Raw genomic sequence first — 24,507 nt, forward strand, 5'->3', positions numbered from 1 at the left:
GGCGGCCCGTCCCCGGGCCCGGCGGTCCGGGCCGGAGCGCCTACCCGCCGACGCTCACCAGCCGTTTCCCGTCGAACGTACGCACCTCGAAGTGGTCGATGTCGCTCCGGGCCATCGCCGCCCCGCCGCGGACGTAGAGCGGGTACGCGGCGCCGGGGTACGTGGAACCCTCGATGCCGTAGCCCCACTTCGGTACCGACCAGGACGTGACGACCTCCTCCTCGCCCGTCCTGGAGACGGCGACCAGCCGGCACTTCCGCGGGCCCGTCACGTTCTTCAGCTCCAGCACCGTGTCGGTGCCCCAGGCCTTGGGCCCCGTGCCGATGGTGGCGTCCACCCCGGTGACGGGGTCGGTGGCCCGGACCTTCTCCGTCAGGTCGCGGAAGGGGGCGTCCCCGGCCGGTCCGGCGGGCCGCGGGTCCGCCGCCCGCGCCGCGGGCCGGTCGCCGCCGCCGGCCGTCACCGCGAGGAGCGGGCCGCCGATGATCAGGACCGCTGCCGCCGCGATCAGATATCTGCCCCGCCGGGTGCGCCGGGCACGCCCGGCCACGACCTCGTCGACCAGTTCCCCGAGCATCCGGGGCGGGGGCGGCGCGAGGACGTCCGGGACCGCGCGGGCGCCGGGCACCCCGGACGGTGACCCGGCGAGCAGCGCGAGCATCGGCTCCAGCCCGGCGAACTCGTCGAGCCGGTCGCCGCAGCGGGCGCAGCCGGCCAGATGCGCCTCGAAGGCGGTGGCCTCCGCGTCGTCCAGGATCCCCAGGGCGTACGCGCCCACGGCATCGTGCCCGGAGCCCTCGCCGGGCCCCTCGCCGGAGCCCTCGCCGGAGCCGGAAGGTCCGGAAGGTCCGGCGGGGACGCGGGAGGGTTCTGCCGGGCGGCGCCCGGAGGGCTCCCACTCGTCGTCGCTCATGCCGTGATCCCCCTCTCCTCGAGTACGAGCTTCATCGAGCGCAGTGCGTAGAAGACCCGCGACCGCACCGTGCCGCTGGGTATGCCGAGCGCCTCGGCCGCCTCGTCGACGGTGCGGCCCCTGAAGTAGGTCTCGACCAGCGCTTCCCGGTGGGCGGGGGTCAGATCGCCGAGGGCCTCCGAGAGCGTCATCAGCCACAGCGCCCTGTCGATCTCGTCCTTGGCGGGAATGGCCTCCAGCGGTGACGGCTCGACCTCGTGCGGCCGGGACCGGCGGCTGCGGTGGCCGTCGATGACGATGCGCCGGGCGACCGTCACCAGCCAGGGCCGGACGGAACCGGTCGCGCCGCCCAGTGAGCCGGCGTTCTTCCAGGCCCGGATGAGCGTCTCCTGCACCACGTCCTCCGCGCGCTGCCGGTCCCCGGCGACGAGGCGGAGCACGTAGGCGATCAGCGGTCCGGCGTGCTCGCGGTAGAGGGCCCGCATCAGCTCCTCGTCGGGAACGGCGGAGGGGGACGGCGGCGGCTCAGCGCGCTGCCGTGACCCGCGCGGACGGTCATCGGCCACGGCCGCATCCTCGCGCACCCGCACCTCCCGGTCGAGACCCTGTCGAGCTCCTTGACCATCGGTACGGGGATACGGGCCGATCCACTCAGTCCGGGCCGGGATTCTTCGCGGCAGGGGCCCGGCAGGGGTTCAGCGGTCACGGCCTCGCGGGCCGGCCGGCGGCCGGGTCAGCGTTGCGCCGCCGGTGCCGGGCGACCCGTTCGCGGTTCCCGCACACCTCGCTGGAGCACCAGCGCCGGCGCCGCCCGCGCGAGGTGTCCAGGTAGATGCGGCGGCAGTTGTCGCCCTCGCAGCGGCGCAGTCCGCCCAGGGCCGCCGGGTCGGTGAGGAGCTCCACGGCGTCGCGTGCCACGGTGGCGAGCAGCGCCCGGCAGTCGGGTTCCGCGCTGAGCCCGCGCACCAGGGCGCCGTTCCCGGTGCGCACGGCGCGCACGGCGGGCGGGGCTCCCGCGGCGAGGGCGTTGACGCGCTCCAGGGCGCCCTCGGCCCCGCGGCCACCGAGCTCGACGGTCAGCAGCCGGTCGACGGCGGTCCTCAACTGGCGGAAGAGCACGAGCCAGTTGTGGTCCACGGTGGCGAGCCGGGTGTTCTGCGGTACGGCCCCGGAGGCCACCAGCCAGTGGGCGAGCCGCTCGGGCCGGTCCAGCGGATCGGGGGCGTCGGCGCTGCCCGCCCCCGTCGCCACCAGGTCGAGACAGAGCCGCCCGGCGTCGAACCGCCAGTCGCACGAGCCCTTGCGCGTTGCCATGCGCATGCCACCGCCTTGGGTCCGGCCGACGTCCACACCAGAGTGCCCCTCCCGGCCCCGGCCCGTAACCCCTGCCGCCGCGCGGACCCGGCAGCCGGGCTCTCAGACCCCGCGCCCGGCCGGCTGCCCGGTCAACGGGCCGTCGTGAAGGATGCGCTGGAAGAGCCGGTGATCGCGCCACTCGCCGTCGATGTGCATATAGCCCGGGGCCGTGCCGTACTGCTCGAAGCCGCACTTGGTGAGCACCCGCTGCGACGCCACGTTGTCCAGGACCGTTCCCGCCTCGACCCGGTGCAGCCGCAGCTCGTCCCTGGCCAGCTCGCAGATCCTGCGCACCGCGGCGGTGGCCAGCCCGCGGCCCGCGTACTCGACGTCCACCCAGTAGCCGAGCGTGGCGCTGCGGAAGGACCCGAGCACGACGGCGTTGAGGTGGAACCCGCCGATCGCCCGGTCCTCCCCGTCCACCAGCGACCAGGGCATCACACGCCCCGCCTCGCGTTCGGCCAGCAGTCCGGCCACTCGCTCCCGCTGCCCCCGCTCGGTGTAGAAGGCGTCGGGCCGCCGGGGTTCCCAGGGGCTCATGTACGTACGGCTGCGGGTCATCGATGCGGCGAGGGAGGCGGCGTCGGCCTCGGCGACGGGACGGAGCCGTACCTCCGCGTCGAGCCGGTGGGTGTCATTGATCATCCCCGCACGGTATCCCGGCGGTCCGGGACGCCCCGTGGACGCCCGCGTAGGGAGCCGCGCGCCTGAACGATGGGGCCGGGACCGCTCCGCCACTTCACTGGAGCCATGACAACCAGCCAGGCCCACCGCACCCTCCACCACCTCGTGCTCGGCGGCGCCGCAGTCACCACCGGCCTCGTCGCGGGCACGTTCTACGCCTTCTCCTGCGCGGTCATGCCCGCGCTGGGCCGCAGCGGCGACCGGACCTTCATCGAGGTCATGCAGAACATCAACGACGTCATAGAGAACCCGGTGTTCTTCGCCGGCTTCTTCGGCGCGCTGCTCCTCACCGCGGCGGCCGCCTGGCAGCAGCGCCGCTCCCCCGGCCCGCGCGGCTGGCTCCTCGCCGCGTTCGCGGTGTACGCGGTGGCGTTCCTGCTCACCTCGGGCGTCAGCGTCCCGCTCAACGACGAGCTCGCGCGGGCCGGGAACCCGGCGCGCATCGCCGACCCGGCGGCCGTGCGGGACCGGTTCGAGGACGCGTGGGTCGCCTGGAACGCGGTACGGGCGGTCCTGTGCACCGCCGCACTCGCCCTCCTCCTGCGGGCCTTCCGCCTGATGGGGCGACAGTTCCCTCAGGAGTCCGCGTACTTGGCGTCGGACGCCGGGTCCAGGGCCAGCCGGTAACCGCGTTTGACGACCGTCTGGACGATCCGGGGCGCGCCGAGCGACGTACGCAGCCGGGCCATGGCCGTCTCCACCGCGTGCTCGTCCGTACCGCTGCCGGGCAGCGCGCGCAGCAGATCGGCGCGGGCCACCACCCAGCCCGGCCTCCGGGCCAGCGCGTGCAGCAGAGCCATCCCGGCCGGCGGCACCGGGCGCAGCTCGTCGTCGACCAGGACCGCGTGGCCGCGGATCTCGACCCGGTGCCCGGCGACCGGCAACGTACGTGCCCGGGTGGGCAGTTCACGGCAGAGCACCTGGACGAGCGGGCCGAGCCGGAAGCGCTCCGGCTGGATGGTGTCGAGCCCGTGGGCCTGCAACGGCAGTGCGGTGACCGGTCCGACGCAGGCGGATACGACGTCGTCCCGCAGGGCGCTGAGGAGTTCGGGGAACATGCCTCGCTCCCCGGCGCGGCGCAGCAGCGAGGCGGCGGCCGGGGCGCTGGTGAAGGTGAGCGCGTCCAGGCCGCGGGCCGCGGTGAGGTCGAGGAGCCGGTCGAGCGGGCCGATGTCCTCGGGCGGCATCCAGCGGTAGACCGGGACGCCGATGACCTCGGCGCCGGCCGCCCGCAGCGACTCCACGAAGCCGGGGAGCGGTTCGCCGTGCAGCTGGAGGGCGATGCGGCGGCCCTCCACACCCTCCGCCAGGAGCCGTTCCAGCACTTCCGCCATGGACTCGGAGGCGGGTGACCACGCCTCCGTCAGTCCGGCGGCCCGGACCGCGCCCTTGACCTTGGGGCCGCGGGCCAGCAGCTCGACGCCGCCCAGCAGGTCCAGCAGCCGGGCCCCGATGCCCCAGCCGTCCGCGGCCTCGATCCAGCCCCGGAAGCCGATCGCGGTGGTGGCGACGACCACGTCGGGGGCACTGTCGAGGAGTTCCTCCGTGGCGGCGAGGAGTTCGCTGTCGTCGGCGAGCGGCACGATCCGCAGGGCGGGCGCGTGCACCACGGTGGCGCCCCGGCGCCGCAGCAGCGTGGCGAGTTCGTCCGCCCGGCGCGCGGCGGTGACGCCGACCGTGAAACCCGCGAGTGGCCCGTGCTGTTCGTCGTCGCGCATATGGTCTACCCGGCTCTCGTCCCGCTGCTGCTCGGTGGTGCGGAGGACCGACCCTGTCAACGATGCGTGACAGGCTCGGTTCGCCCGTATTTCCCGCCCGTTACGTCACCCGGCACCGTGCGGCCATCATCCCACCTCGGCATGGCTGAGCCGGGGCTTCACCGGGGCCGTCGCGGGGCGGCGAAGGTATACCGCCCAGGTGAGCACGGAACACGCCCCGTAGAGGACGAGGAAGGCCCAGAAGGCCGCCGTTCCGGTGCCGGAGGCCTGGAAGGACTGCCGGAGGGCGAGGTTGATGCCGAGCCCGCCGAGTGCGCCGACCGCGCCGATGAGTCCCATGGCCGCCCCGGACAGCCGCCGCCCGTGCGCCGCCGCCCGCTCGCCGCGCAGGCCGAGGGCGATCGCCCTGGCGTGGAAGATGCCCGGGATCATCTTGTACGTCGATCCGTTGCCGAGCCCGGTCAGCACGAAGAGCGCGGTGAAGCCGACGAGGAACACGGTGAGCGACTCGATGCCGGAGGCGTACACGACGACTCCGGTCGCGACGGCCATCGCGGCGAAGTTCGCCAGGGTGACGCGGGCGCCGCCGTACCGGTCGGCCAGCCGGCCGCCGACGGGCCGGATCAGCGAGCCGAGCAGCGGTCCGGCGAAGGTGAGCGAGGCGGCCTCCAGCGGGGTCCGGCCGAACTGGGTCTGGAGCACCAGGCCGAAGGCGAAGCTGTAGCCGATGAAGGAGCCGAAGGTGCCGATGTAGAGCACCGACATGATCCAGGTGTGCGGGTCGCGGACGGCGTCCCGGGCGGCCCCGGTGTCGTTCCGCACGGGCGCCAGGTTGTCCATGAAGTACGCGGCGCACAGCGCGGCGACAAGGATCAGCGGGATGTACGCGCCGAGCACGATCCGCGGGTGCGCGGCACCCGCCGTCCCGATCACCAGCAGCCCGGCGAGCTGCACGACGGGCACCCCGACGTTGCCGCCGCCCGCGTTGAGCCCGAGCGCCCAGCCCTTCTCGCGCAGCGGGAAGAAGGCGTTGATGTTCGTCATCGAGGAGGCGAAGTTGCCGCCGCCGATACCGGTGAGCGCGGCCACCACCACGAAGGTGGTGTACGAGGTGCCCGGCTCCATCACCACGTAGGCGGCGACGGTCGGCACCACCAGGGTGAACGCGCTGAACACGGTCCAGTTCCGGCCACCGAACCGGGCCACGGCGAAGGTGTACGGCACCCGCACGACCGCGCCGACCAGCGTCGCGGTCGAGATCAGGAAGAACTTCCCGGCCGGGTCCACCCCGTACTCCGGTCCCATGAACAGGACCATCACCGACCACAGGGTCCAGATCGAGAAACCGATGTGCTCGGAGAGGACGGAGAACCACAGATTCCGGCGGGCGATCCGCTCGCCCCTCTCCCGCCAGAACGTCTCGTCCTCCGGTTCCCACTGCTCGATCCAACGACCGGCCATCACGCGCCTCCACAGGGGGTCGGGGTGTGGGACCCGACGCTAGGGAGCGCGCGTTTCGGCGTGGTGCCGTGAGGTGACCGGTGGGCAACCTTGCTCTCACCGGGCCGGTGGCGGCCCGGTGAGGGCGGTCATCGCGGACGCGGTCCCGGCGGCCGGGCCGGTTCCGGTGCCGGTGTGCCGCGTCCGGCGGCCCGCTTCCCGGTCCGCGTCGGTTCGCCGTTGGGCCAGAGCCGGGGCCGCCGTTTCGCCGCCACGTCCTCGACCCAGCCGACCGCGACGATCATCACCCCTATCAGGGGCCAGATCAGGATCAGCACGAGCACGTCGTACGAGGCGTCGATGTACGTACCGAGGTGGTCACCGAACCACGGGATGTTCCACAGCTGGTCGATGATCGGCATCGTCGCCATGAGCAGCATGTTGTGCCAGAGGTAGATCGTCACGGCCCGGTTGTTGGCGAGGGTGATCGGGCTGTCGAAGCCGGCCAGCCGGCCCGGCAGTTCCTTCCACGAGGGCGCGTACTGGAGCAGGATCGCGCAGAAGCCCAGGGACCAGGTGGCCTGGGCGAGCGGGATCTCGTCCAGGTTCCAGCCCTCGTCGGTGAGGTGCCCGGACGCCCACCAGAGGCCGAAGGCCATGATGACCGCGGCCGAGGAGACCGAGAGGTAGCGCGGGATCCTCTGCAGCAGCCCGTCGTTGTGCGCGAAGCCCAGGATCCAGCAGGAGCCGAACGTGCCGAAGTCGACGAGCGCCTCGCCCGTCGACCCGGGAACGGTCACCAGACCGGTGCCGATGACGGCGGTGAGGCCGATCGGCGCGAGCATCGTCGCCCACGGCAGCCGGCGGAACGCCTTCAGCAGCAGCGGGGAGGCCAGGACGAACCAGAGGTAGGCGCGGATGTACCAGAGCGGGCCCGCCGCCTGCTCGGCCCACGACTGCTCCAGGAACCCGCCCTCGGAGCCGCTCTCCCAGGGGAACGGCGGCGAGCCGACCGGCAGGATGTAGCAGCCCAGCTTCAGGAACCACCAGATGCCCTCCTCCCGCACCGGCTTGAGGCCCATCACGAACATCATCGGCACGACGAGGGCGGCGAACGCCCACATCGGCGGCAGCAGTCTGCGCAGCCGGCCGCGCAGGACGCTCCAGGCGGGCCGGGCCAGTGACCGGGCCATCAGGGAGCCGGCCAGGGCGAACATCACGCCCATGGAAGGGAACAGGATGGTCAGCCAGGCCCAGCCGAACAGGTGGAAGACGACGACACGGACCAGCGCGACGGCTCGGAGCAGGTCGAGGTAGCGGTCGCGGCCGCCCGCCTTCGGCGCGGCGGCCGCCTGCTCCTTCGCGGGGGCGGGCACCGCCGCCCCGGTCGCGGGGGGCAGCGGGTGGCGGACGTCGGCGGGCGGGTACTGCCCCTGTCCGGCGGGCACCCACTGCTGCTGCACGGGGAACGGCACCGTGTGCGGCTCCCCGTGCGGCTGCTGCGGGTACGCCGAGGGGTGGCTCGGGTGGGTCATGCGACGGGCCTCCGGTCATTACTGCTGCCGCGCCGCTGACTCGGCATCGAGCCGGGCGCCTCCACGGCTCCGGTGCGGCGCAGCTTCTGCCACCGCAGCCGGCCGCCGGTGAGAGCGGTGATCCAGGACTGGAGCAGCACCACGTACATGAGCTGCCGGTAGAGGATCTGCTGGAGGGGCAGCGAGATCAGATACGTCATGCGTTCCCGGTCGAGCCGGAAGGCGTACGCGGCACAGACGGCCTGCACCGCGAGGACGCCGAGCCACGCGACGACCGTCTTCTGGGTGGGGCCGAAGACGAGTCCGTACAGCAGGAAGACGTCGATGAGGGGCGCGAGCAGCGGGGCGACGACCATGAAGAGGGCGACGAACGGCAGCCCGACGCGTCCGAAGCGGCCGGAAGGGCCGCGCTCGACGACCGCGCGGCGGTGCTTCCAGATGGCCTGCATCGTGCCGTACGACCACCGGTAGCGCTGCGACCACAGCTGCTGCACGGACTCCGGCGCCTCGGTCCAGGCGCGGGCGTTCTCCGCGTACACGACGCGCCAGCCGTCCCGGTGCAGGGCCATCGTGACGTCGGTGTCCTCGGCGAGGGTGTCCTCGCTCATGCCGCCGATCCGGTCCAGCGCGTCACGGCGGAACGCCCCGACCGCGCCGGGGATGGTGGGCATGCAGCGCAGCAGGTCGTACATCCTGCGGTCGAGGTTGAAGCCCATCACGTACTCAATGTGCTGCCAGGCCCCGATCATCGAGTCCCGGTTGCCGACCTTGGCGTTGCCCGCGACGGCCCCGACCCGGGGGTCGGCGAAGGGCTGCACGAGCTCACGGACGGTGGCCGGTTCGAAGACCGTGTCGCCGTCCATCATCACGATGATGTCGTGGCGGGCGTGCGCGATGCCGTTGTTGAGGGCCGCGGGCTTCCCGGCGTTGCGCTGGCGCACCACCCGTACGTTCGGCAGCCGCATCGCCTCGACGATGTTCGCGGTGCCGTCCGAGGAGCCGTCGTCGATCACGATGACTTCGACCGGATAGTCACTTGCCACCAGGGAGCGCACGGTGTTGGCGATGCACTCGCGTTCGTTGTACGCGGGCACCAGGACGGTCACCGGGCGGGTGACCGGCTCGCCCCAGCCGAAGTCCCGTTTCCGGACCCGGCGCGCGTGCACGAAGGAGAGCAGCAGCATCAGCCCGAAGCGGGTGATGACGAGCACCCCGATGACGGCGAGACCGGCCGCCATCACACCGGTGATGTGCTCCGAGACGGCGACGGCGTGGACGAACGCCTTGCCCTTCCAGAGCGCGAGGCCGGTGACCGGGGTGTGCGCGCTGGGGGCGCCGAGCGCGGTGGTGAGGTTGGTGAACTTATAGCCCTCGTCCTGCATCGTGGGCAGGAAGCGGTTGAGCGCGGCCACGGACTGGGACCGGTCACCACCGGAGTCGTGCATCAGGACGATGGCGCCCCTGCCGTGCTTCGGTGTGGCGTTCTTGACGATGGTGCGGACACCGGGGCGCTTCCAGTCCTCGCTGTCGGTGTTGTTGACGACGGTGAGGTAGCCGCGGCTGCCGATGTACTGGGTGACCGGCCAGGACTTGTCGTCCATGGCGTCGGCGAACGAGGAGTACGGCGGGCGGAAGAGCGACGTTCGGATTCCGGCCGCGCCCGCCAGCACCAGCTGGTTCTGCGAGAGCTCCCAGTCGATGCGGGCGTCGGACTGGTAGGAGAGGTCGGGGTGGTTGAAGGTGTGCAGCCCGACCTCGTGCCCCTCGTCGACCATGCGCTTCACCAGCTCCGGATAGCGCGAGGCCATGGTGCCGGTGACGAAGAAGACGGCGTGCGCGTCGTACTCCTTGAGCTTGTCGAGCACGCGCGGGGTCCACACCGGGTCGGGGCCGTCGTCGAAGGTCAGCACGATGCGGTGATCGGGGATGCGCAGGGTCTTGGCGGGCCCGGTCGCGCTGCGCGCGTCGATGACCGGTCCGCCTTCGAGGACCTGCTGAGGCACCTGGTCGGTGGCCGCCGGTGGCTGGATCCGGTGGTCGGCGAGGATTTCGCTGTGCACGTAGCCGCGCAGCATCAGCATGGCGAGCAGGGCGACGAGGAGCAGGAAGGGCAGCAGATAGCGCATGGGGAGCCTGCGCCGTCGGGCCTGCTTCTTGCGGTTGTGCCTGCCCCGCGTGACGGGGGTGGTCATTTACTTGGCGCCTTCTTGCTCTTGCACAGGAGGTTCCGGGGGCTCGACGGGCGGTGTCGTGGTGTCCGGCGGCGGCGTCTCCGGGACGACGGGCGGTGTCACGGTGCCGGTGGGCGGGGCGGAGACCGGGGTGTCGGCGGTCGGCGCGGTGTCACCACCGCCGCTGATCTCGGTCCGGTCCCCGGCCGGTACGACGGCGGCCGGCGCCGAGGAGCCGGCGCCGGGCGCGGAGGAACGGGCGGCGGCGGAGCTGCCCGGTACCACCGGGGCGCTGCTCCCGCCGACCGGGGCGGACGGCGAGGAGCCGGCCGACGCGCCGGGGGTCACCAGGGCGCCCGCGCTCTCGCCGGGCGCCGGGGACACCCGCACCTCTTCCGCCTTCCTGTGCTCGTCCTGGCCGGAAAGCGGCAGGAACGGAGCGCTGGAGTTGCCGCCGAGGACGGCGCCGACGAGCGTCACCGCGAAGCAGACGCAGACCGCCGCGATCACCCAGCCGAACCGCCGGAGCGTCTTGCTCCGCCGTCCGCTCTCGTCGACGAAAACAGGGCCGTCGGAGCCTTCCGGAGCGCCGGGTTCCGGTAGCAGCTCGGAGAGCTGCCGTCCCAGACCGTCGAGTTGGATGGTGACTTCGTTCGGCTCGTGTGTGTGCCCCGCATGGGCACCTTCACGCCAAGTTTCCACTGTTGTACGCACTTCCCCCACTCAGGATCGGGTGCGCGCACATGACCGGTTGTGTCTCGCCGGACCGGGCCCCCACCCTGTCCAAGCGCCCCCTACCACAGCGCACCCGGACGATGAATGTAGCGCACGCCGAGGACGCTCCGACCCTACTGTCCGGTGTTGTTCATCATGAGACATACATCTGTTCCGACGAATGACGGAGGCGCCCTCGGGAGCCGCCTCGCGGTGGGCGCGCGCTGCCGGTCGACGCGCCGGGGCGCACGCTCCCGCGCGCCGATCAGGTCCGCCGCACCGCGCCGCGGTGGTGAGCCAAGAACGAGGATCCGACTGTCAGTGGCAGCCGGCCCCTCGTGACATGGGAATCGTGGAGATGACGAGAACAGAACCCACCCACAAGCCCCTGGCACCGGCCGGGCTGGGCGGCATTCCCACAGGTCAGCAGCGCAGGATGACATGAGGCGGCACGATCCAGCAGGGCTCCGGCATTCCTCGGCGCTTCCGCCGGGAACACCGGGTCCGCCCGGTGCGACACTTCCGCTGTTACCCGCCACCAGCAGGCGACACGCACAGCTCCGGCCGCATGATCAGGGGTAGGGGAGCGCCTGGGCAGGCCCACACGGCGGCGGCGGGCTTCGTCTCGCCCCTCCGGGACGATCCGCCCTCCGCGGCCTCCGCCGGAGACAACGTGCCCGTACGCCTCCCTCCCGCTCCCGACGCAGCTTCTTGCGACCCCGGTCGACCGTTCGGTCCTGGATCTCGGAGTCCATCGCACCCCCTGAGCCGGGGTGCTGTGACAACCACGAAAACGCAGAAGGCCGACAGGGGGATCCGTGGCGGCGGGTCAGCTGACGGCAGCCTCCCCACCAGCCTGGCACCACCCCGGCCAACGTCCGGGGTGCACCGGTACACCGGGCGGTGCTTCCCATCCACCTCTGCTCTGACCTGGTCTTTTGACCCCTGAACGGCACAGCTGTGCCTTCCAGGCAGACGGACGGAGGCAAGGAGGCGACAGCCGCCATCCTCCCTTGTCTTGAAATCGTCTCCGCAGAAAGGGAGTTTCAGGGCAATCGGAGGTTCTGGAGGGTGCCATGCGCCCCGCCCTCCGGCCTCTCGGCTCTCGGACACCCGAGACCATCAAACGGACAGGGCCCCAACCGGCCTGCGGCTGACATCCTTTCCCGTTCTGCCGCCACCCGGCGACGGGTACCGTCCAAGTAGGCCCACTACGCAGGACGGAGCACAGACAGGATGCCCCAGAACACTGCCGTCGGCACGGGTGCACGGATCGGCGCGTACCGGAGACTGTGCCGGCTCACCCAGAGCCAACTGGCCAACAAGGCGAACATCTCGTACAGCCTCCTGGTGAAGGTGGAGCAGGGGCGGCGACCTGCTTCGGCATCACTCACCGCCGCCGTGGCCCGTGCCCTCGGTGTGCCGATCACCACGTTCACCGGCCAGCCGTACATCATCGACCACGCCCACGACCGCCTGGACGGGCCCCTGGCCGACCTGCGGGCCTCCCTGGAGAACTGGGACTTGGTCCTGGACGAAGTCCCCGTCCGGGGAGCGGCCGAGACCGGCGCGGACGTGCGCCTGCTCCTTGATGCCCGCCGCGCTTCCAACTACGCCAAGATCACCACAATGGCGCCGCCGCTCATTGACGAACTGGTGCAGATCTCCCAGACCGCGACCGGGCATGCCGAGGAGCAGGCCCACCGGATGCTGGCCCACGTCTACCGGTCCGCTTACGACGTCGCATACAACCTCGGCCTGTCGGACCTGGTAGCGCTGTTGCTGTCCCGCATGGACTACTCCGTCAGCCGGGGGAACGACCCCTACCTGATGGCCCTGCACCACTACATGCGGGCGTATGCAACGTTCACGACGGGCCGTCTGGAGGTCGGCCAGGCCATCATCAGCCGCGCCCTGGACATCGTGGAGACCGGCGTCAGGGCCGAGGAGGTTCCGGCCCTGTGCTCCGCCGGAAACCTGCGCCTGCGGGCTGCCATGCTCGCCTGCCGACTGGGCGACGAGGACACGGCTCGGGGGGAGCTGGCCGAAGCACGCCGTCTCGGGGACCTGCTGGGCCGGGAGGTTACGGGCGGTAGAGACTACGGCCCGCACATCCAGAGCTTCGGCGCCACCAATGTAGCCATCCACGCGTCCGCTGTGGAGATGGAGCTGGGCAACCACAGCCGGGCGTTGCAGCTGGCGAAGGAGGTCCGGCCGCCGGCCGACTACTTCCCCGACCGTCTGGGGCACTTCTGGATTGACACCGCCCGCGCACAGCTGTCGACCGGGAAGACCGACGCCGCCCTGTCCTCTCTCCTCAAGGCTCGGTCCGTCGCCCCTCAACAGGCCAAGTACCACCCGAGCGTTCGGGAGACCGTCAGAGACCTGGTGCACGCGGCACGCCGCACCCCGGACACACTGATCGGGTACGCGTCCTGGTGCGGGGCGGCCTTGTAGCCCCACCAGCCCCACCCAGCACAATCGTCACGCGGCGTCTTGGAACTGTCACAATCTGTGCCAGTTGCGGGGCGCCGTTCCGCGTTCACTGGTCATCGGCAGCGCACCACCGACACCCTCGGCCCCGTTCGCCGGCTACCCGGCGACACGGCCGGCGTCGTCCCTTCCCCGCAGGCGGCACCCGCCCACGGCGGGCCGGTATGGCTCCGCCCGGAACAACCCTGGACAGGTCGAGCCGGACGGACCGGTGCCGGGTTCTCCCCCGAGGACTCCGGCACCACCCACAGCAGTACTCGAACACCTATCGGAAGGAGCACCACCATGAACACCACCACCGACACCATCACCACGTCCGAGGCCGACCAGGAGACGGTGGCAGTCGACCTCGGCGACGCCGCCGACCTGACCGAGGGCCAGGGCGGCGGCAACAGCGAGGACAAGCGCCGCGCCTACAACTGCTGACCCCCGCACCGCACCCAGCGCGGTCCCGGCCTGCGAGCCGGGGCCGCGCCTCATCTCCCGGCCCCCGGAGGACTCCCGTGCCCGTAGGCGGATTCAGCACCACCCGGCCCGACCTCCCGCACCCGTTAGGCGCCGACACTCCGTCTGCCTCCCTGTGGCGGGTAGGCAACACCCCCGTACGCAGCGCGCACCGTCCCGGCCGACGCGTCCACGTCGTCGGCCCGTGCGGAGCCACCGCCGAAGACGTGGAGGAGCTCGCCTGCCACCCCGTACCGGACCCGGCGGCCTGGCGCTGGCCGGGGACGTACGCGGTCCTGGAGGAGACGGAGCACGCTCTGGTTCTGCACACCGACCCTGCCGCAGCCCTGCCCTTGTACGCGGCTTCCTGGAGGGGGACGTGGGCCTGGTCGACGTCGGCCCGCTACCTGGCCGCCCTGGCTGACGCGCGCGTGGACGTGCAGCGTGTGGCCTGCGCGGTCCTGGCACCGTCTCTGCCTGTGCTGGCCACCGGCCGATCGTTCTTCACCGGAGTGGTCCAGCTCCCGGCCGGCGCCCGTATCGAACTCCCCGCCGACGGCGGCCCGTACCGGTGCGGCACATTGTGGCGGCCCGACCCGTACGCAGGTGCGCCGGCCCACCTGCGCCTGCGGAACGCCCTGACCGCGGCCGTGACGCTGCGGACCCGCACGGATCCGGGCCTGTCCAGTGACCTCTCCGGCGGTCTCGACTCCACCACCCTGGCCGTAGTCGCCTCCCGCACGATGCCGGGCCCGCTCAATGCGGTGACGATCCACCCCGCAGGCATCCTGGACGGCGCGGACCTGCGCTATGCCCGCCTGACCGCGGTCGCGGCGGCCGGACGCATCCGCCACCATCTGCTCCCCCTCACCGCGGAGCACCGGCCGTACCAGCGGATCACCGAGGTGCCGGTGACCGACGAACCCGCGCCCTCCACCCTCACCCAGTCCCGGCTCCTCACCCAACTGCGGTGGATGCGCCGCGAACTGGGAACCTGCACCCACCTGACCGGGGACGGCGGGGACAGCATCCTGTTCCAGCCTCCCGCCCACCTGGCCGACCTCATCCGTCGGCACCGCTACCCCCGCGCCGTCCGGGAGGCATCTGGATGGGCCAGGCTCCGCCACACCGCGGTCCCACCGCTCCTGCGTGACGCCGCCCGCATGGCCCACCAGACCCGCCAGGAGGCCCTGGCCACCCTCGGCAGCGCCCTGGCCACAGGAGGCCCCGGCCCTCAGGACAGGGGGAACGTCCGCTGGTTCGCGACGCTGCCCGTACCTGCGTGGGCAGACCCCGTCGCGGTGCGACTGCTGGCCGAGGCCGCCGCGAACACTGCGGCCGCCCCCGATCCTCTGCCCGGGCTGGACGCGTCCGTAAGGACCCTGGTGGACGAGATCCGAGAGGTGGCCCGTACCGCGGCGGCGGACGCCGAGCTGGCCGCCGGGTGCGGAATCGACCTCCAGAACCCGTTCCTGGACGCCTCCGTGGTCGACGCGGTGTTGCGGACCCCGCTCGATGACCGGCCCCCGCTGTACGCGTACAAACCGACGTTGACGCGGGCGTTCGCGAAGGTCCTCCAGCCCGCTCTGGCCGCCCGCACCACCAAAGGGTCCTTCGAGGCCGACCACTACAGCGGGATGCGGGCCGCGCTTCCCGAACTCCTTCGTGACGGGGTCATGCACCTGGCCGCCCTCGGCCTGGTCGACACCGGCCGGTTCCGGTCCCAGCTGCGCCAGGCTGCCGCCGGCGTACCGATGCCGCTTGCGACGATCGAACAGGCCCTGGCAGTCGATGCCTGGCTGGCCTCGATCGGCCGCGCCCCCGCGCCGAGGTGGGCCGCACCCGTTTCCGGCATGGCAGCGTGATGGACACGGACAGGACGGTGGACTTCGGGCATGTCCAAGTCCACATCGACTACCGCACAGGCCGCGTGCGCTGCCTGCTCCCCGCCGCGCTCACGACGGCCACGACAGCCCCCACCGCCAGCTGGGGCAGCAGCGAACACCCCGCCGGCCTCACCCCGCCCAGCGGCCGCTGGAACCCCGCCGCCGCACTGGCCCTGGCTACGGTTCTGGCCATCAGGGAGGCCGGCCCCCGGAGAGCGTCAATGCAGCGCCTCACCGCCGGCCTGCGCACCGCAACGGCCGCGTGCACCACCCCCGCCACTCATCATCAGGCGGCCGCCGCCGTTCACTCCGTACGCCGCGCCGCCTGGTTCTCCCCCGCTCGAACGGCCTGCCTGGAAGAATCGGCGGCCGCCGTTCTCCTCCTCGCGATGCGGCGCCGCTCGGTGACCTGGTGCCACGGCGTCGCCCCCGACCCCGTCCGCCTCCATGCCTGGATCACCACCCACGACGGCACTCCCGCAGCGGAACCGGCCTCCACCCTGGCCTACACGACCGCCCTCACGATCGGAGCCCCCAGTGACCGACCCTGACCCCACCCTGTGGATCGCCACGAAGACCTGCGCCCTGGGCCCGTACCGGCCTGACCTGGTGGAGACGTACTGGCGGTGGGAGCAGGACCCTACGCTGATGGTCGGCTACGGCCGCCAGGTTCCGGAGTCCCTGGAGGCCCGTACCGAGGGCATGGCCCACCAGGTCCGCGGTACGAACCCGCGCTTCACCGTCTACGACCTGGCCGGCGACCGGCCCGTCCCGGTGGGGGTGTCCACGCTCCTGCCCGACGACGCCGTACGAACGGCGGAGTTCGTGATCATGCTCAGCCGTGAAGCCCGCGGCCGGGGCCTGGGCTCCGGGGCCACCCGGCTGACCCTTGACTACGCCTTCCACGTCGCCAATCTGCGCATGGTCTGGTTGAAGGTGCTGGAGCCCAACATCGCCGGGATCAAGGCTTACGAGAAGGCGGGGTTCCAGCGCGCCGGAGTGCTCCGCGGAGCCGGCTACTGGCTCGGCGCGGTCTGCGGTGAAGTCCTCATGGACGCTCTGGCGGAGGACTTCACCGGCCCCTCCTCCGTGAAAGCGTTGTTCGGCTGACTGCCGGGCACATCGGTAACGAGTCGGCCCCCTGCCGCTTGGTGGCAGGGGGCCGAAGCACGCCGACGATCAGGCGATGACGTCCATGACGCCGTCTTCGCTGATCTGGTGGGTGATCACGGCGCCCGGACGCGGGACAGAGGGCAGCTTGCCGTCCCTCCGCTTCGCCTCGACGTACCCGGGAGCACGGAAATGCGGTCGCGCGGGTGCGTCGGCCCGGACCGGCGACGGTGGGGCAATCCGCGGCGAACATGACGAAAACCGCGTACCCCTGGCCCTGTTGCTGGGCGGGTGTACGCGGTCGCTTGGCGGTATGCACGGGGTGTGGTGCTCCCACATGAAGGGGTGGCCCCCTGTCCAGCGACGGAATCGCAGGTCAGGGGGCCGATCAGCTGTGGAGATGGCGGGAATCGAACCCGCGTCCAACGGTGCGGAATCAGGGCTTCTCCGAGTGCAGTTCGCTGCGCTTTTCTCGGCCCCGGAGGTCACGCGAACAAGCCTCCGACAGGCCCAGCCACTGTTTGATTTCCTTCAGGGCCCCGTGACCGGGCCTAGAAGTTTAGATCCCTAAATGATGCCAGGATCCGGGTCGGGATCACCCCCGGGCTGACACTCCGCAGAGTCTTCGCTTAGCTGCTAATTAGGCAGCGAGGGCGAAGGCGGAGGAATCGCGCTTGGAATTGGCGATTATTGGTTGCGACATATGGTTAACGAGATCATTGCCGCTTCCTCGACTCGCTTCCCCTGCTTCGACATCCGCTGTCGAAACCGATCATCCCCATGTTGATTTTTCAAAGGTGGTACACACCCCGTGGGGTGCAGTGCCATCGTACGTGACCAACGCACGCCGATGCCAGCGTATTCCTGGCGGACCGGCCGCCGGCCGGTCCCCGTGGCTCCGGTCAGGCGCTCCGCTGGCGCCGGCGGGCCGCCGAGACCGCCCGGTTCGTCTCCCTGGTGTCCTGCTTCTCGCGCAGCGTCTGCCGCTTGTCGTACTCCTTCTTGCCCTTCGCCAGCGCGATCTCGACCTTGACGCGGCCGTTGAGGAAGTACAGGGCGAGCGGCACGATCGTGTGGCCGGTCTCCTGCGACTTCGACTCCAGCTTGTCGATCTCGGCCCGGTGCATCAGCAGCTTGCGCTTGCGCTTGGCCGAGTGGTTGGTCCAGGTGCCCTGGACGTACTCCGGGACGTGGATGTTGTGCAGCCACGCCTCGCCGCCGTCGATCTGCACGAAGCCGTCGACCAGTGAGGCCCGGCCCATGCGCAGCGATTTGACCTCGGTGCCCATCAGCGCGAGGCCGCACTCGTAGGTGTCGAGGATGGTGTAGTCGTGACGCGCCTTCTTGTTCTGCGCGATGATCTTGCGCCCGGTGTCCTTTTCCTTAGCCATAGTGCGGCCATTTTCGCACTACGACCCACCCCCGAGGCCACTCAATACCGTCTCGGCCCGCTGCTGGGCCCGCGAGCTCACCGCGAGGTCGGGCGTGATGCCCCGGTCGTCGACGCTCCGGCCCGCCGGAGTCCGGTAGTGGCCCACGGTCAGCTCGGCCACCGAGCCGCCCGCGAGCTTGCTCGGCATCTGGACGGAACCCTTGCCGAAGGTGCGCGAACCGACCGTGACCGCGCGCCCCCGGTCCTGGAGGGCGCCGGTCAGCAGCTCGGCCGCGCTCATCGTGCCGCCGTCGATGAGGACGACGACGGGGCGCACGGTGTCGCCCCCGCCGTCCGCGTACAGGGCGCGCTGCTCTCCGTGGACGTCATAGGTGGCGACCAGGCCGCCGTCCAGGAAGGCGGAGGCCGCGGTGACGGCCTCGGTGACCAGCCCGCCGGAGTTGCCGCGCAGGTCCAGCAGCACACCGGCGCCCGCCGGTGCCTCCCGGACGGCGTCACGGACCTCGGTGCCCGAGCCCTTGGTGAACGCGCCGACCTCGATCAGTACGGCCGCGGAGGGATCGGCACGGTCCGGTCCGAGCCGCCGCACGGTGACGGCCTCGGTGGTGAGGCGGGCCCGGTGCAGCGTCTCGGTCAGGTCGGCGGAACCGCGCTGCACCCCGAGGACGACGGCGCTCCCCGTGGCCGCGCCGGTACGGTCGCCGCGCAGCAGGGCCACCACGTCGGAGACCGGGCGGCGGTCGACGCGGCGGCCGTCGACCGTGCGGATCAGGTCGCCCGCGCGGATACCGGCCCGGTCGGCGGGGCTGCCCGGCTGGATCCGGGCGACCGCGACCAGCCCGTCGGCCGAGCGTCTCGCGGCGATCCCGACGCCCGTGTACGAGCCGTCGAGGGCCTGCTCGAACTCCTGGTACTCCCGCTCGTCGTACACCGCGCCCCAGCGGTCCCCGCTGCGGCTGACGACCTCCTCGGCCGCCTCGGTACCGGACTTGCCGTCCGCCACGGCGTCGGCGGCGGCCTCAGCCACCGCGTCCCGGTCCGCGGAGGAGGCGACGGGCCGGGTCTTCGTCTCCGGAGTCCGCCCTTCGCCGCGCGGCAGCGCCCCGGTGGCGGCTCCGGTGGCGAGAACGCTCGCGAAGACCAATGTCAGGGCCGCCCCGCGGCAGAGTCCGCGGGGCCCGACACGATGTACGGGGCCAGACATGGCGTTGAGTCTAGGACAACGCCTCCCCGGCGCGCGGCGGGTTGGCCGCGCGCCTCAGGAGGTGATCGTCATACCTTGAGGTACTTGCGCAGCGCGAAGAGAGCAGCGACCGCGGGCATCAGCAGACCGATCGCCAGGACCAGCGGGAGCTTGGTGAGGACCGCGTCATAGCCGATGAAGTCGATCAGATTCAGCTTGTCCTGGAGCGCCAGGCCGCCGTCGATCAGGAAGTAGCGGCCGGCCAGCAGCATGACGCAGGCCAGTACGCCGCCGATGAGACCGGCGAACGCGGCCTCCATGATGAACGGCATCTGGATGTAGAAGCCGGAGGCGCCGACGAGCCGCATGATGCCCGTCTCGCGCCGTCGGCTGAACGCGGACACCCGGACGGTGTTCACGATCAGCATCAGCGCGATGACCAGCATCAGCGCCATCACGAAGAGCGCCGCGACGTTCATGCCGTTCATCAGTCCGAAGAGGTTGTCCAGGATGCTTCTCTGGTCCTGGACCGACTGCACCCCGTTGCGGCCCGCGAAGGCGGTGGCGACGACCTTGTACTTGGTCGGGTCGTGGAGTTTGACGCGGAACGACTCCGGCATCTGGTCCGGCGTGATGTTGCCGGCCATCGGGGAGTCGCCGAACTCCTCCTGGTAGTGCTTGTACGCCTCGTCGGACGACTCGTACGTCACCGTCTCGACGACGTCCATCTTCTTGAGATCGCCCTCGATCTCCTTCTTCTGCTCCCCGGTGACCGCACCCTTGGCGCACTGGACCACCGTCTCCGAATCCCCCTTGCCGCAGAGGTAGATGGAGACGTTGACCTTGTCGTACCAGTAGTCCTTCATCGTGCTGACCTGCTCGCGCATGAGCAGCGCGCCACCGAACAGGGCGAGCGAGAGGGCGACGGAGACGACGACGGCGAAGGTCATCGTGAGGTTGCGACGGAGGCCGACGCCGATCTCCGACAGGACGAACTGGGCGCGCATGGCGTCCTTTCAGTGCTGGGTGCTCAGTGCTGGTAGCCGTAGACGCCACGCGCCTGGTCGCGTACGAGACGGCCCTGCTCGAGCTCGATGACGCGTTTGCGCATCTGGTCGACGATGTTCTGGTCGTGGGTCGCCATGATCACGGTGGTCCCGGTCCGGTTGATCCGGTCCAGGAGCTTCATGATGCCGACCGAGGTCTGCGGGTCGAGGTTGCCGGTCGGCTCGTCCGCGATCAGCAGCATGGGCCGGTTCACGAAGGCCCGCGCGATCGCCACGCGCTGCTGCTCACCACCGGAGAGCTCACCGGGCATCCGGTCCTCCTTGCCGCCGAGGCCGACGAGGTCGAGGACCTGCGGAACGGCCTTGCGGATCTCACCGCGCGGCTTGCCGATCACTTCCTGGGCGAACGCCACGTTCTCCGCGACGGTCTTGTTGGGAAGCAGCCGGAAGTCCTGGAAGACGGTGCCCAGCTGGCGGCGCATGTGCGGCACCTTCCAGTTGGACATGCGCGCGAGGTCCTTGCCCAGGACATGGACCATGCCCTGGCTGGCGCGCTCCTCACGGAGGATGAGTCGCATGAAGGTGGACTTGCCGGAGCCGGAGGAGCCCACCAGGAAGACGAACTCGCCCTTCTCGATATCGAGAGACACATCCCGTAGAGCGGGACGGCTCTGCTTCGGGTAGGTCTTGGAGACGTTGTCGAATCGGATCACGGATGCACCACGGTCGGCCGGGAGTAGGTGAGCGTGACCATACGCGAACCGGACTGACGCGTGCAGGCGCGCGTACCGGGATGGGTGATTTATGGCGGAACGCAAGCGGGAGCGAACCGGGAGCTTCCGTGACCTGTCCGGCGGGCCGCGCCGAAATCCTCGCGAGCTGGCACAGTGGTAGGGGGAACGGTCGCGTTTCCGTGAGCGTTGTGCGGAGTGAGGGCTTGTGCGGCTCCGCCGCGCGGGAGGAGGAAAGCGCATGACCTACGACCGATTGGTGTGCGCGAACTGCGCGGCGCCCGTGGCCGAGGGGCGCTGCCCCGTGTGCCGGGCCAGCCGCGCGCGACTGGAACAGCAGGAACAGGAGCAGGGCCCCTTCGGCGGGATGAACCCGATGATGCTGATCGCCCTGCTGGTGGTGCTGCTGTGCGCGCTGGCACTGCTCGCCCACCAGGCGGCGTGACCGAGCGGAGTCACCCGGTCACCTGAACGCTCAGGCCACCGGCTCGCGCGCGAGGACGCGCGGGAGCACCCGCGCCAGCAGCTCCCCAGCCCGCGCCTTGCCGGTCGGGCTGTACGGGATCGAGGCGACCCGCACCACATGGGCGGGCAGGCACGGCACCCTGCCCGCACAGGCGTCCCGCACCGCGCTCTCGCCCTCGGCCCCGCGCTCCGGGGAGACCGGGACGAAGGGCACGATCAGGGCGTCGCCGATGCCCGGCAGGTCGACGCGCAAGACGGCGGTGTCCCGTACGCAGTCGAGGTCCATCAGGTCGTACTCGAGCCCGAAGACGTTGACGTCCAGCGGAGCCGTCCCGTCGACCTTGGAGACGCCGTCCGTGCGGCCGGTGAGTTCGAGGCGCCCCTCCTCGTCGAGGACGCCGCTGTCGCCGGTGAGCAGGAAGCGCCGGGTGCCCTCGCCGTCGCCCGTGTCGAGGTCCAGGAAGACCGGCACGCCGGTCGCGTAGTCGTCCATCAGCTGGAAGCTCGCGACGGCGACGCGGCCCCGGACGCCCGGCGCCGCCAGGCGCCCCCGCGCGTCGACGACGGCGACGGTGCTGCCCTCCATGGCCCGGCCCGCGCGGCTGGGGGCGGTGTGCAGGTCGTCGGGGGTGATGAGGGTGTTCAGACCGGTCTCCGTGGTGCCGTAGTACAGGTGCAGAACGGGTCCGAGCCGCCTCCAGGCGGTGTCGATCAGCCATCGGTTGAGGTGCCGGCCGCCGGAGAGCACGAAGCGCAGCCGGGAGCCCGCGGCCAGGTCCGCGGACGCGGGGTGCGACACCAGGGACGCGAGGTCGGGCGGTACCACCAGGGTGGTGGTGACGCCCTCCGTACGGATCAGCCGGGCCATCTCCTCGGGGTCGCCCGGCGGGCAGAGGACGATCCGGCCGCCGACGGCGAGGAACACCCGCGCCCAGCCGGGGCCAGAGGAGTGGTGGAGCGGAACGGTCAGCAGGTGCACGTCGTCCCGGCCGAACGCGAACCGCTCGACCAGCAGGGCCAGTCGGCGTGCCTCGAACGACGCGTGCCGGATCACCATGCGGGGTGTGCCGCTGGTCCCGGAGGTGAAGCAGTACATCGCGTAGGGCTGCTCGACCGGGTCCACGTCGCGGGGTTCGGCTGCCGCCAGCGCGGCGTAGCTCCGGGCGTTCGCGGCGGGGCCGTCGAGGTGGACGGCGAGCGCGTCGCCGCCCGGTCCGGCCGCGGTCGCGGCCGCCAGCAGGGGGCGGTGCGGGGCGGTGCTGAACAGCACGGTGGGGCGCAGCTGTTCCAGGGCGCGGGCGGTGGCTTCGGGCGTCGCGGTGAAGTCCAGGCCGACGCACGGGATACCGAGGGTCGAGCAGGCGGCCATGACGACGACGAGCTGCCAGCTGTTCCCGGCGGCGAACGCCCCGCGGGCCGGGCGGCCGGGGGGCAGGAGCGCGTGGAGCCCGGCCGTCACCCGGCTCACCTGGTCCTCGAACTGCCGCCAGGTCAGCCGTGTCGGGCCGTCGACGACGGCGGTGTGTGCGGGGCGGTCGGCCGCGTGCCTGCGGATGTCGACGAGTTTGAGCATGGGGTCACTCCGTATCTGCCGTTCCACTGAGGAGGGAGGATGCCGGAGCCGGATGGGACGCCGCGCCCCCCTGGCGCAGCGTGTAGATCTCGACCCCGCTGGTGCGCAGCGCGTCGAGTTCCTCGCGGGTCCGGGCAGAGAGCTTCTCGCCGGGCACGGTGATCGGGATGCCGGGCGGGTAGGCGATGATGAAGTGTTCCGCGGTGTCCCCGGCCAGTGCCTCCGACGTGGCCCGGTAGGTGCGCTGCATGGTGCGCAGCGCGTCGAGCAGCCGCAGCAGGGTTCCCTCGTCGACGCCGATGTGGACGTGGAAGACGACGGCGTCGCCGCTCTCCCTGGCGACGTAGAGGGCGTACTCGTCGAACAGGATGCGGCGGAACTCGGCCGCGGTGATGCCGAGTGCGCCGATGTCCACCAGGACCCGGGTGGGGTCCTCGTGGACGAGCAGGGCGGGGTCGGTCAGGTGCCCCTCCGGCCCGAGCACCCGGAAGGCGGAGAGGCGGGGGTCGGAGCGGATCTCGGCGCGCAGGGTCCTGGCCAGGTTCAGCGAGCGGTCCAGCAGCGCCTCCCCCTCGGTCTCGGCCTGGAGCCTGGCCAGGTCGAGGCTGGCCAGCACGGGCCAGCTCGGCGAGGTGGTGTGGTGCTGGAACAGGGACTGCGCGACGCGTTCGCGCAGTTCGCCGTCGCCCATCAGGTGCAGATAGGACCCCTGCCGCAGCGCCGACATGGACTTGTGGGCGGAGTGGGTGACCGCGACCGTCATCGGCAGCCCCGGCTCGCTCTCGCGCAGCCCGCGCACCGCCTCCAGCGCGGTCAGTGCCCGCAGCCTGGGGTGGTAGTGGTGGACGGCGCCCCACGCCTCGTCGACCAGCACGGAGACGGACGGGTGCAGTTCGGCCAGGGCCGAGAGCAGCGACGGCAGGTCGTAGCGGACCCCGTCGTAGGAGACGGCGGAGAGCACCACGGTGTCGTAGGGCACGCCTTCGGCGACGGCGAGGGCGAACATGTCGAGCAGGTGCCGCAGGTCGGCGAAGGTCCGCGGGCACCGCGCGCAGCAGCGCCGCATCGGCGCGTACTCGGTCACCGCGTCGAGGTCACCGAGTGCGAAGTGCACGGACTGGTGGCAGCTCCGGTCGGCCAGCACCCGGCCGCCGGCCGGTACCAGGGCGCCGAGCGCGACGCGGTTGGCGGTGCTGGTGCCGGCGGAGAGGAAGACGGTGGCGTCCGCGCCGAAGCTGCTCGCCGCCAGCCGCTGTGCGGCGCGCAGCGGTCCGCGCGGGCGGAAGAAGGAGTCGAGCATCGTCCCGCTGTAGGACACCTCGGCGGCGAGCTGCGCCTGCCCGAACAGCGCCTCGTAGACGTCGCGGACCTTCGAGTTCCTGATGGAGCCCCCGTGCGAGAGGGGCAGGGCGTGGAAGGAGGCGATGTCCCGCCGGGCCACGGCGAGCACCGCCTCGGCCAGCGGGGCGCCGCTCCGGCCGGGAGCGGTCTGGGCCCCGGGCCCCGGACGTACAGCAGAACCGCTACCGGGTTCAAGCATGTCTGTGCACTCCAGAAGGTGAGGGAACACCCGGTCAGGGGTGCCGGGGTACCACTCTGCGCAGCCGGGTGCGCATGCGTCAGCGGCTCGTCCCTGCCCTGTCAGTTGCGGGTGACTTCGTCAGGTGTTCCGTCACGTGCTTCGTCACCTC

Annotated in this window: 22 protein-coding genes and 1 other RNA gene; 7 read left to right on the forward strand and 16 right to left on the reverse strand. The window is 71.5% G+C overall.

Annotation, left to right across the window (positions count from 1 at the left end; translation table 11 throughout):
* Positions 1-40 precede the first annotated feature (40 nt).
* The 4 genes from ACIO3R_RS03300 to ACIO3R_RS03315 form a co-directional block, all read right to left on the reverse strand.
* Positions 41-913 (reverse strand): zf-HC2 domain-containing protein, encoded by an 873-nt coding sequence (locus ACIO3R_RS03300; protein ID WP_402102785.1) that lies wholly within the window; start codon positions 911-913, stop codon positions 41-43.
* Positions 910-1,497, reverse strand: coding sequence for a sigma-70 family RNA polymerase sigma factor (locus tag ACIO3R_RS03305; protein ID WP_385038103.1), 588 nt, complete (start codon positions 1,495-1,497; stop codon positions 910-912). Before ACIO3R_RS03305 ends, ACIO3R_RS03300 begins: the two co-directional genes overlap by 4 nt.
* Positions 1,498-1,615: 118 nt before the next feature.
* Positions 1,616-2,227, reverse strand: coding sequence for a CGNR zinc finger domain-containing protein (locus ACIO3R_RS03310; protein ID WP_402102978.1), 612 nt, complete (start codon positions 2,225-2,227; stop codon positions 1,616-1,618).
* A gap of 102 nt (positions 2,228-2,329) precedes the next feature.
* Positions 2,330-2,914, reverse strand: a complete 585-nt coding sequence (locus tag ACIO3R_RS03315; RefSeq protein WP_385038106.1) for a GNAT family N-acetyltransferase — start codon at positions 2,912-2,914, stop codon at positions 2,330-2,332.
* 105 nt (positions 2,915-3,019) lie between these two features.
* Between ACIO3R_RS03315 and ACIO3R_RS03320 the strand changes: the two genes are divergently transcribed.
* On the forward strand, positions 3,020-3,580 hold the full coding sequence (locus ACIO3R_RS03320) for a DUF1772 domain-containing protein (RefSeq protein ID WP_402102788.1): 561 nt from the start codon (positions 3,020-3,022) through the stop codon (positions 3,578-3,580).
* On the opposite strand, the gene ACIO3R_RS03325 is transcribed toward ACIO3R_RS03320, so the two are convergent.
* From ACIO3R_RS03325 to ACIO3R_RS03345, 5 genes are all read right to left on the reverse strand, one after another.
* Positions 3,529-4,671 (reverse strand): uroporphyrinogen-III synthase, encoded by a 1,143-nt coding sequence (locus tag ACIO3R_RS03325; protein WP_385038110.1) that lies wholly within the window; start codon positions 4,669-4,671, stop codon positions 3,529-3,531. The genes ACIO3R_RS03320 and ACIO3R_RS03325 overlap by 52 nt on opposite strands.
* Positions 4,672-4,797: 126 nt before the next feature.
* Entirely contained in the window at positions 4,798-6,132 is a 1,335-nt protein-coding gene (locus tag ACIO3R_RS03330) for a nitrate/nitrite transporter (RefSeq protein WP_402102791.1), read from the reverse strand.
* Between the two features lie 128 nt (positions 6,133-6,260).
* Positions 6,261-7,646, reverse strand: a complete 1,386-nt coding sequence (locus ACIO3R_RS03335; protein WP_402102793.1) for an acyltransferase family protein — start codon at positions 7,644-7,646, stop codon at positions 6,261-6,263.
* The gene (locus ACIO3R_RS03340; protein ID WP_402102795.1) at positions 7,643-9,838 is read right to left on the reverse strand and encodes a glycosyltransferase; all 2,196 of its coding nucleotides are present in this window, start codon (positions 9,836-9,838) and stop codon (positions 7,643-7,645) included. Before ACIO3R_RS03340 ends, ACIO3R_RS03335 begins: the two co-directional genes overlap by 4 nt.
* Positions 9,839-10,519 carry a hypothetical protein gene (locus ACIO3R_RS03345; protein ID WP_402102798.1) on the reverse strand — a complete coding sequence of 227 codons (681 nt, stop codon included), beginning with the start codon at positions 10,517-10,519 and terminating at the stop codon, positions 9,839-9,841.
* A gap of 1,248 nt (positions 10,520-11,767) precedes the next feature.
* Here ACIO3R_RS03345 and ACIO3R_RS03350 point away from each other — a divergent pair.
* The 5 genes from ACIO3R_RS03350 (at position 11,768) to ACIO3R_RS03370 (ending at position 16,464) form a co-directional block, all read left to right on the forward strand.
* Entirely contained in the window at positions 11,768-12,988 is a 1,221-nt protein-coding gene (locus ACIO3R_RS03350) for a helix-turn-helix domain-containing protein (protein WP_402102801.1), read from the forward strand.
* 321 nt (positions 12,989-13,309) lie between these two features.
* A complete protein-coding gene (locus ACIO3R_RS03355; protein ID WP_402102804.1) occupies positions 13,310-13,450 on the forward strand; it encodes an albusnodin family lasso peptide in 141 nt (46 codons plus the stop codon).
* A gap of 77 nt (positions 13,451-13,527) precedes the next feature.
* Positions 13,528-15,333: an albusnodin/ikarugamycin family macrolactam cyclase gene (locus ACIO3R_RS03360; protein ID WP_402102807.1), complete on the forward strand. Its 1,806-nt coding sequence runs from the start codon at positions 13,528-13,530 to the stop codon at positions 15,331-15,333.
* Positions 15,333-15,905, forward strand: a complete 573-nt coding sequence (locus ACIO3R_RS03365) for a lasso peptide biosynthesis B2 protein (protein WP_385351484.1) — start codon at positions 15,333-15,335, stop codon at positions 15,903-15,905. Before ACIO3R_RS03360 ends, ACIO3R_RS03365 begins: the two co-directional genes overlap by 1 nt.
* On the forward strand, positions 15,892-16,464 hold the full coding sequence (locus tag ACIO3R_RS03370) for a GNAT family N-acetyltransferase (protein ID WP_402102811.1): 573 nt from the start codon (positions 15,892-15,894) through the stop codon (positions 16,462-16,464). The genes ACIO3R_RS03365 and ACIO3R_RS03370 overlap by 14 nt, the downstream gene beginning before the upstream one ends.
* Positions 16,465-16,856: 392 nt before the next feature.
* Here the strand turns inward: ACIO3R_RS03370 and ssrA are convergent.
* The 5 genes from ssrA to ftsE all read right to left on the reverse strand — a co-directional run bounded on the left by ssrA (position 16,857) and on the right by ftsE (position 20,760).
* Positions 16,857-17,244: a transfer-messenger RNA gene (gene ssrA, locus ACIO3R_RS03375) on the reverse strand.
* 122 nt (positions 17,245-17,366) lie between these two features.
* Positions 17,367-17,855 carry an SsrA-binding protein SmpB gene (smpB, locus tag ACIO3R_RS03380; RefSeq protein WP_362961363.1) on the reverse strand — a complete coding sequence of 163 codons (489 nt, stop codon included), beginning with the start codon at positions 17,853-17,855 and terminating at the stop codon, positions 17,367-17,369.
* A gap of 18 nt (positions 17,856-17,873) precedes the next feature.
* Positions 17,874-19,061 (reverse strand): S41 family peptidase, encoded by a 1,188-nt coding sequence (locus ACIO3R_RS03385; protein ID WP_402102814.1) that lies wholly within the window; start codon positions 19,059-19,061, stop codon positions 17,874-17,876.
* Positions 19,062-19,129: 68 nt separating this feature from the next.
* The gene (gene ftsX, locus ACIO3R_RS03390) at positions 19,130-20,047 is read right to left on the reverse strand and encodes a permease-like cell division protein FtsX (RefSeq protein ID WP_385036071.1); all 918 of its coding nucleotides are present in this window, start codon (positions 20,045-20,047) and stop codon (positions 19,130-19,132) included.
* A gap of 23 nt (positions 20,048-20,070) precedes the next feature.
* Positions 20,071-20,760: a cell division ATP-binding protein FtsE gene (ftsE, locus tag ACIO3R_RS03395; RefSeq protein ID WP_024489199.1), complete on the reverse strand. Its 690-nt coding sequence runs from the start codon at positions 20,758-20,760 to the stop codon at positions 20,071-20,073.
* Positions 20,761-21,019: 259 nt separating this feature from the next.
* Here ftsE and ACIO3R_RS03400 point away from each other — a divergent pair, with 259 nt between their 5' ends.
* Entirely contained in the window at positions 21,020-21,223 is a 204-nt protein-coding gene (locus ACIO3R_RS03400; protein WP_363030616.1) for a hypothetical protein, read from the forward strand.
* A gap of 30 nt (positions 21,224-21,253) precedes the next feature.
* Here ACIO3R_RS03400 and ACIO3R_RS03405 read toward each other — a convergent pair whose 3' ends face one another.
* Together ACIO3R_RS03405 and ACIO3R_RS03410 are read right to left on the reverse strand one after the other, a co-directional pair.
* Complete coding sequence (locus tag ACIO3R_RS03405) at positions 21,254-22,816, reverse strand: class I adenylate-forming enzyme family protein (protein ID WP_402102818.1); 1,563 nt, start codon at positions 22,814-22,816, stop codon at positions 21,254-21,256.
* Positions 22,817-22,820: 4 nt separating this feature from the next.
* On the reverse strand, positions 22,821-24,356 hold the full coding sequence (locus ACIO3R_RS03410) for an arginine decarboxylase (RefSeq protein ID WP_385036073.1): 1,536 nt from the start codon (positions 24,354-24,356) through the stop codon (positions 22,821-22,823).
* Between the last annotated feature and the right edge of the window lie 151 nt (positions 24,357-24,507).

Source organism: Streptomyces sp. NPDC087428 (genome assembly GCF_044744085.1).
Taxonomy (GTDB): domain Bacteria; phylum Actinomycetota; class Actinomycetes; order Streptomycetales; family Streptomycetaceae; genus Streptomyces.

Bases quoted from the DNA above. Each gene is read 5' to 3' on its own strand.
- ACIO3R_RS03300 (WP_402102785.1), bottom strand. From the start codon at position 913: ATGAGCGACGACGAGTGGGAGCCCTCCGGGCGCCGCCCGGCAGAACCC.
- ACIO3R_RS03310 (WP_402102978.1), bottom strand. From the start codon at position 2,227: ATGGCAACGCGCAAGGGCTCGTGCGACTGGCGGTTCGACGCCGGGCGG.
- ACIO3R_RS03315 (WP_385038106.1), bottom strand. From the start codon at position 2,914: ATGATCAATGACACCCACCGGCTCGACGCGGAGGTACGGCTCCGTCCC.
- ACIO3R_RS03320 (WP_402102788.1), top strand. From the start codon at position 3,020: ATGACAACCAGCCAGGCCCACCGCACCCTCCACCACCTCGTGCTCGGC.
- ACIO3R_RS03325 (WP_385038110.1), bottom strand. From the start codon at position 4,671: ATGCGCGACGACGAACAGCACGGGCCACTCGCGGGTTTCACGGTCGGC.
- ACIO3R_RS03330 (WP_402102791.1), bottom strand. From the start codon at position 6,132: ATGGCCGGTCGTTGGATCGAGCAGTGGGAACCGGAGGACGAGACGTTC.
- ACIO3R_RS03335 (WP_402102793.1), bottom strand. From the start codon at position 7,646: ATGACCCACCCGAGCCACCCCTCGGCGTACCCGCAGCAGCCGCACGGG.
- ACIO3R_RS03340 (WP_402102795.1), bottom strand. From the start codon at position 9,838: ATGACCACCCCCGTCACGCGGGGCAGGCACAACCGCAAGAAGCAGGCC.
- ACIO3R_RS03350 (WP_402102801.1), top strand. From the start codon at position 11,768: ATGCCCCAGAACACTGCCGTCGGCACGGGTGCACGGATCGGCGCGTAC.
- ACIO3R_RS03355 (WP_402102804.1), top strand. From the start codon at position 13,310: ATGAACACCACCACCGACACCATCACCACGTCCGAGGCCGACCAGGAG.
- ACIO3R_RS03365 (WP_385351484.1), top strand. From the start codon at position 15,333: ATGGACACGGACAGGACGGTGGACTTCGGGCATGTCCAAGTCCACATC.
- smpB (WP_362961363.1), bottom strand. From the start codon at position 17,855: ATGGCTAAGGAAAAGGACACCGGGCGCAAGATCATCGCGCAGAACAAG.
- ACIO3R_RS03385 (WP_402102814.1), bottom strand. From the start codon at position 19,061: ATGTCTGGCCCCGTACATCGTGTCGGGCCCCGCGGACTCTGCCGCGGG.
- ftsX (WP_385036071.1), bottom strand. From the start codon at position 20,047: ATGCGCGCCCAGTTCGTCCTGTCGGAGATCGGCGTCGGCCTCCGTCGC.
- ACIO3R_RS03400 (WP_363030616.1), top strand. From the start codon at position 21,020: ATGACCTACGACCGATTGGTGTGCGCGAACTGCGCGGCGCCCGTGGCC.
- ACIO3R_RS03405 (WP_402102818.1), bottom strand. From the start codon at position 22,816: ATGCTCAAACTCGTCGACATCCGCAGGCACGCGGCCGACCGCCCCGCA.
- ACIO3R_RS03410 (WP_385036073.1), bottom strand. From the start codon at position 24,356: ATGCTTGAACCCGGTAGCGGTTCTGCTGTACGTCCGGGGCCCGGGGCC.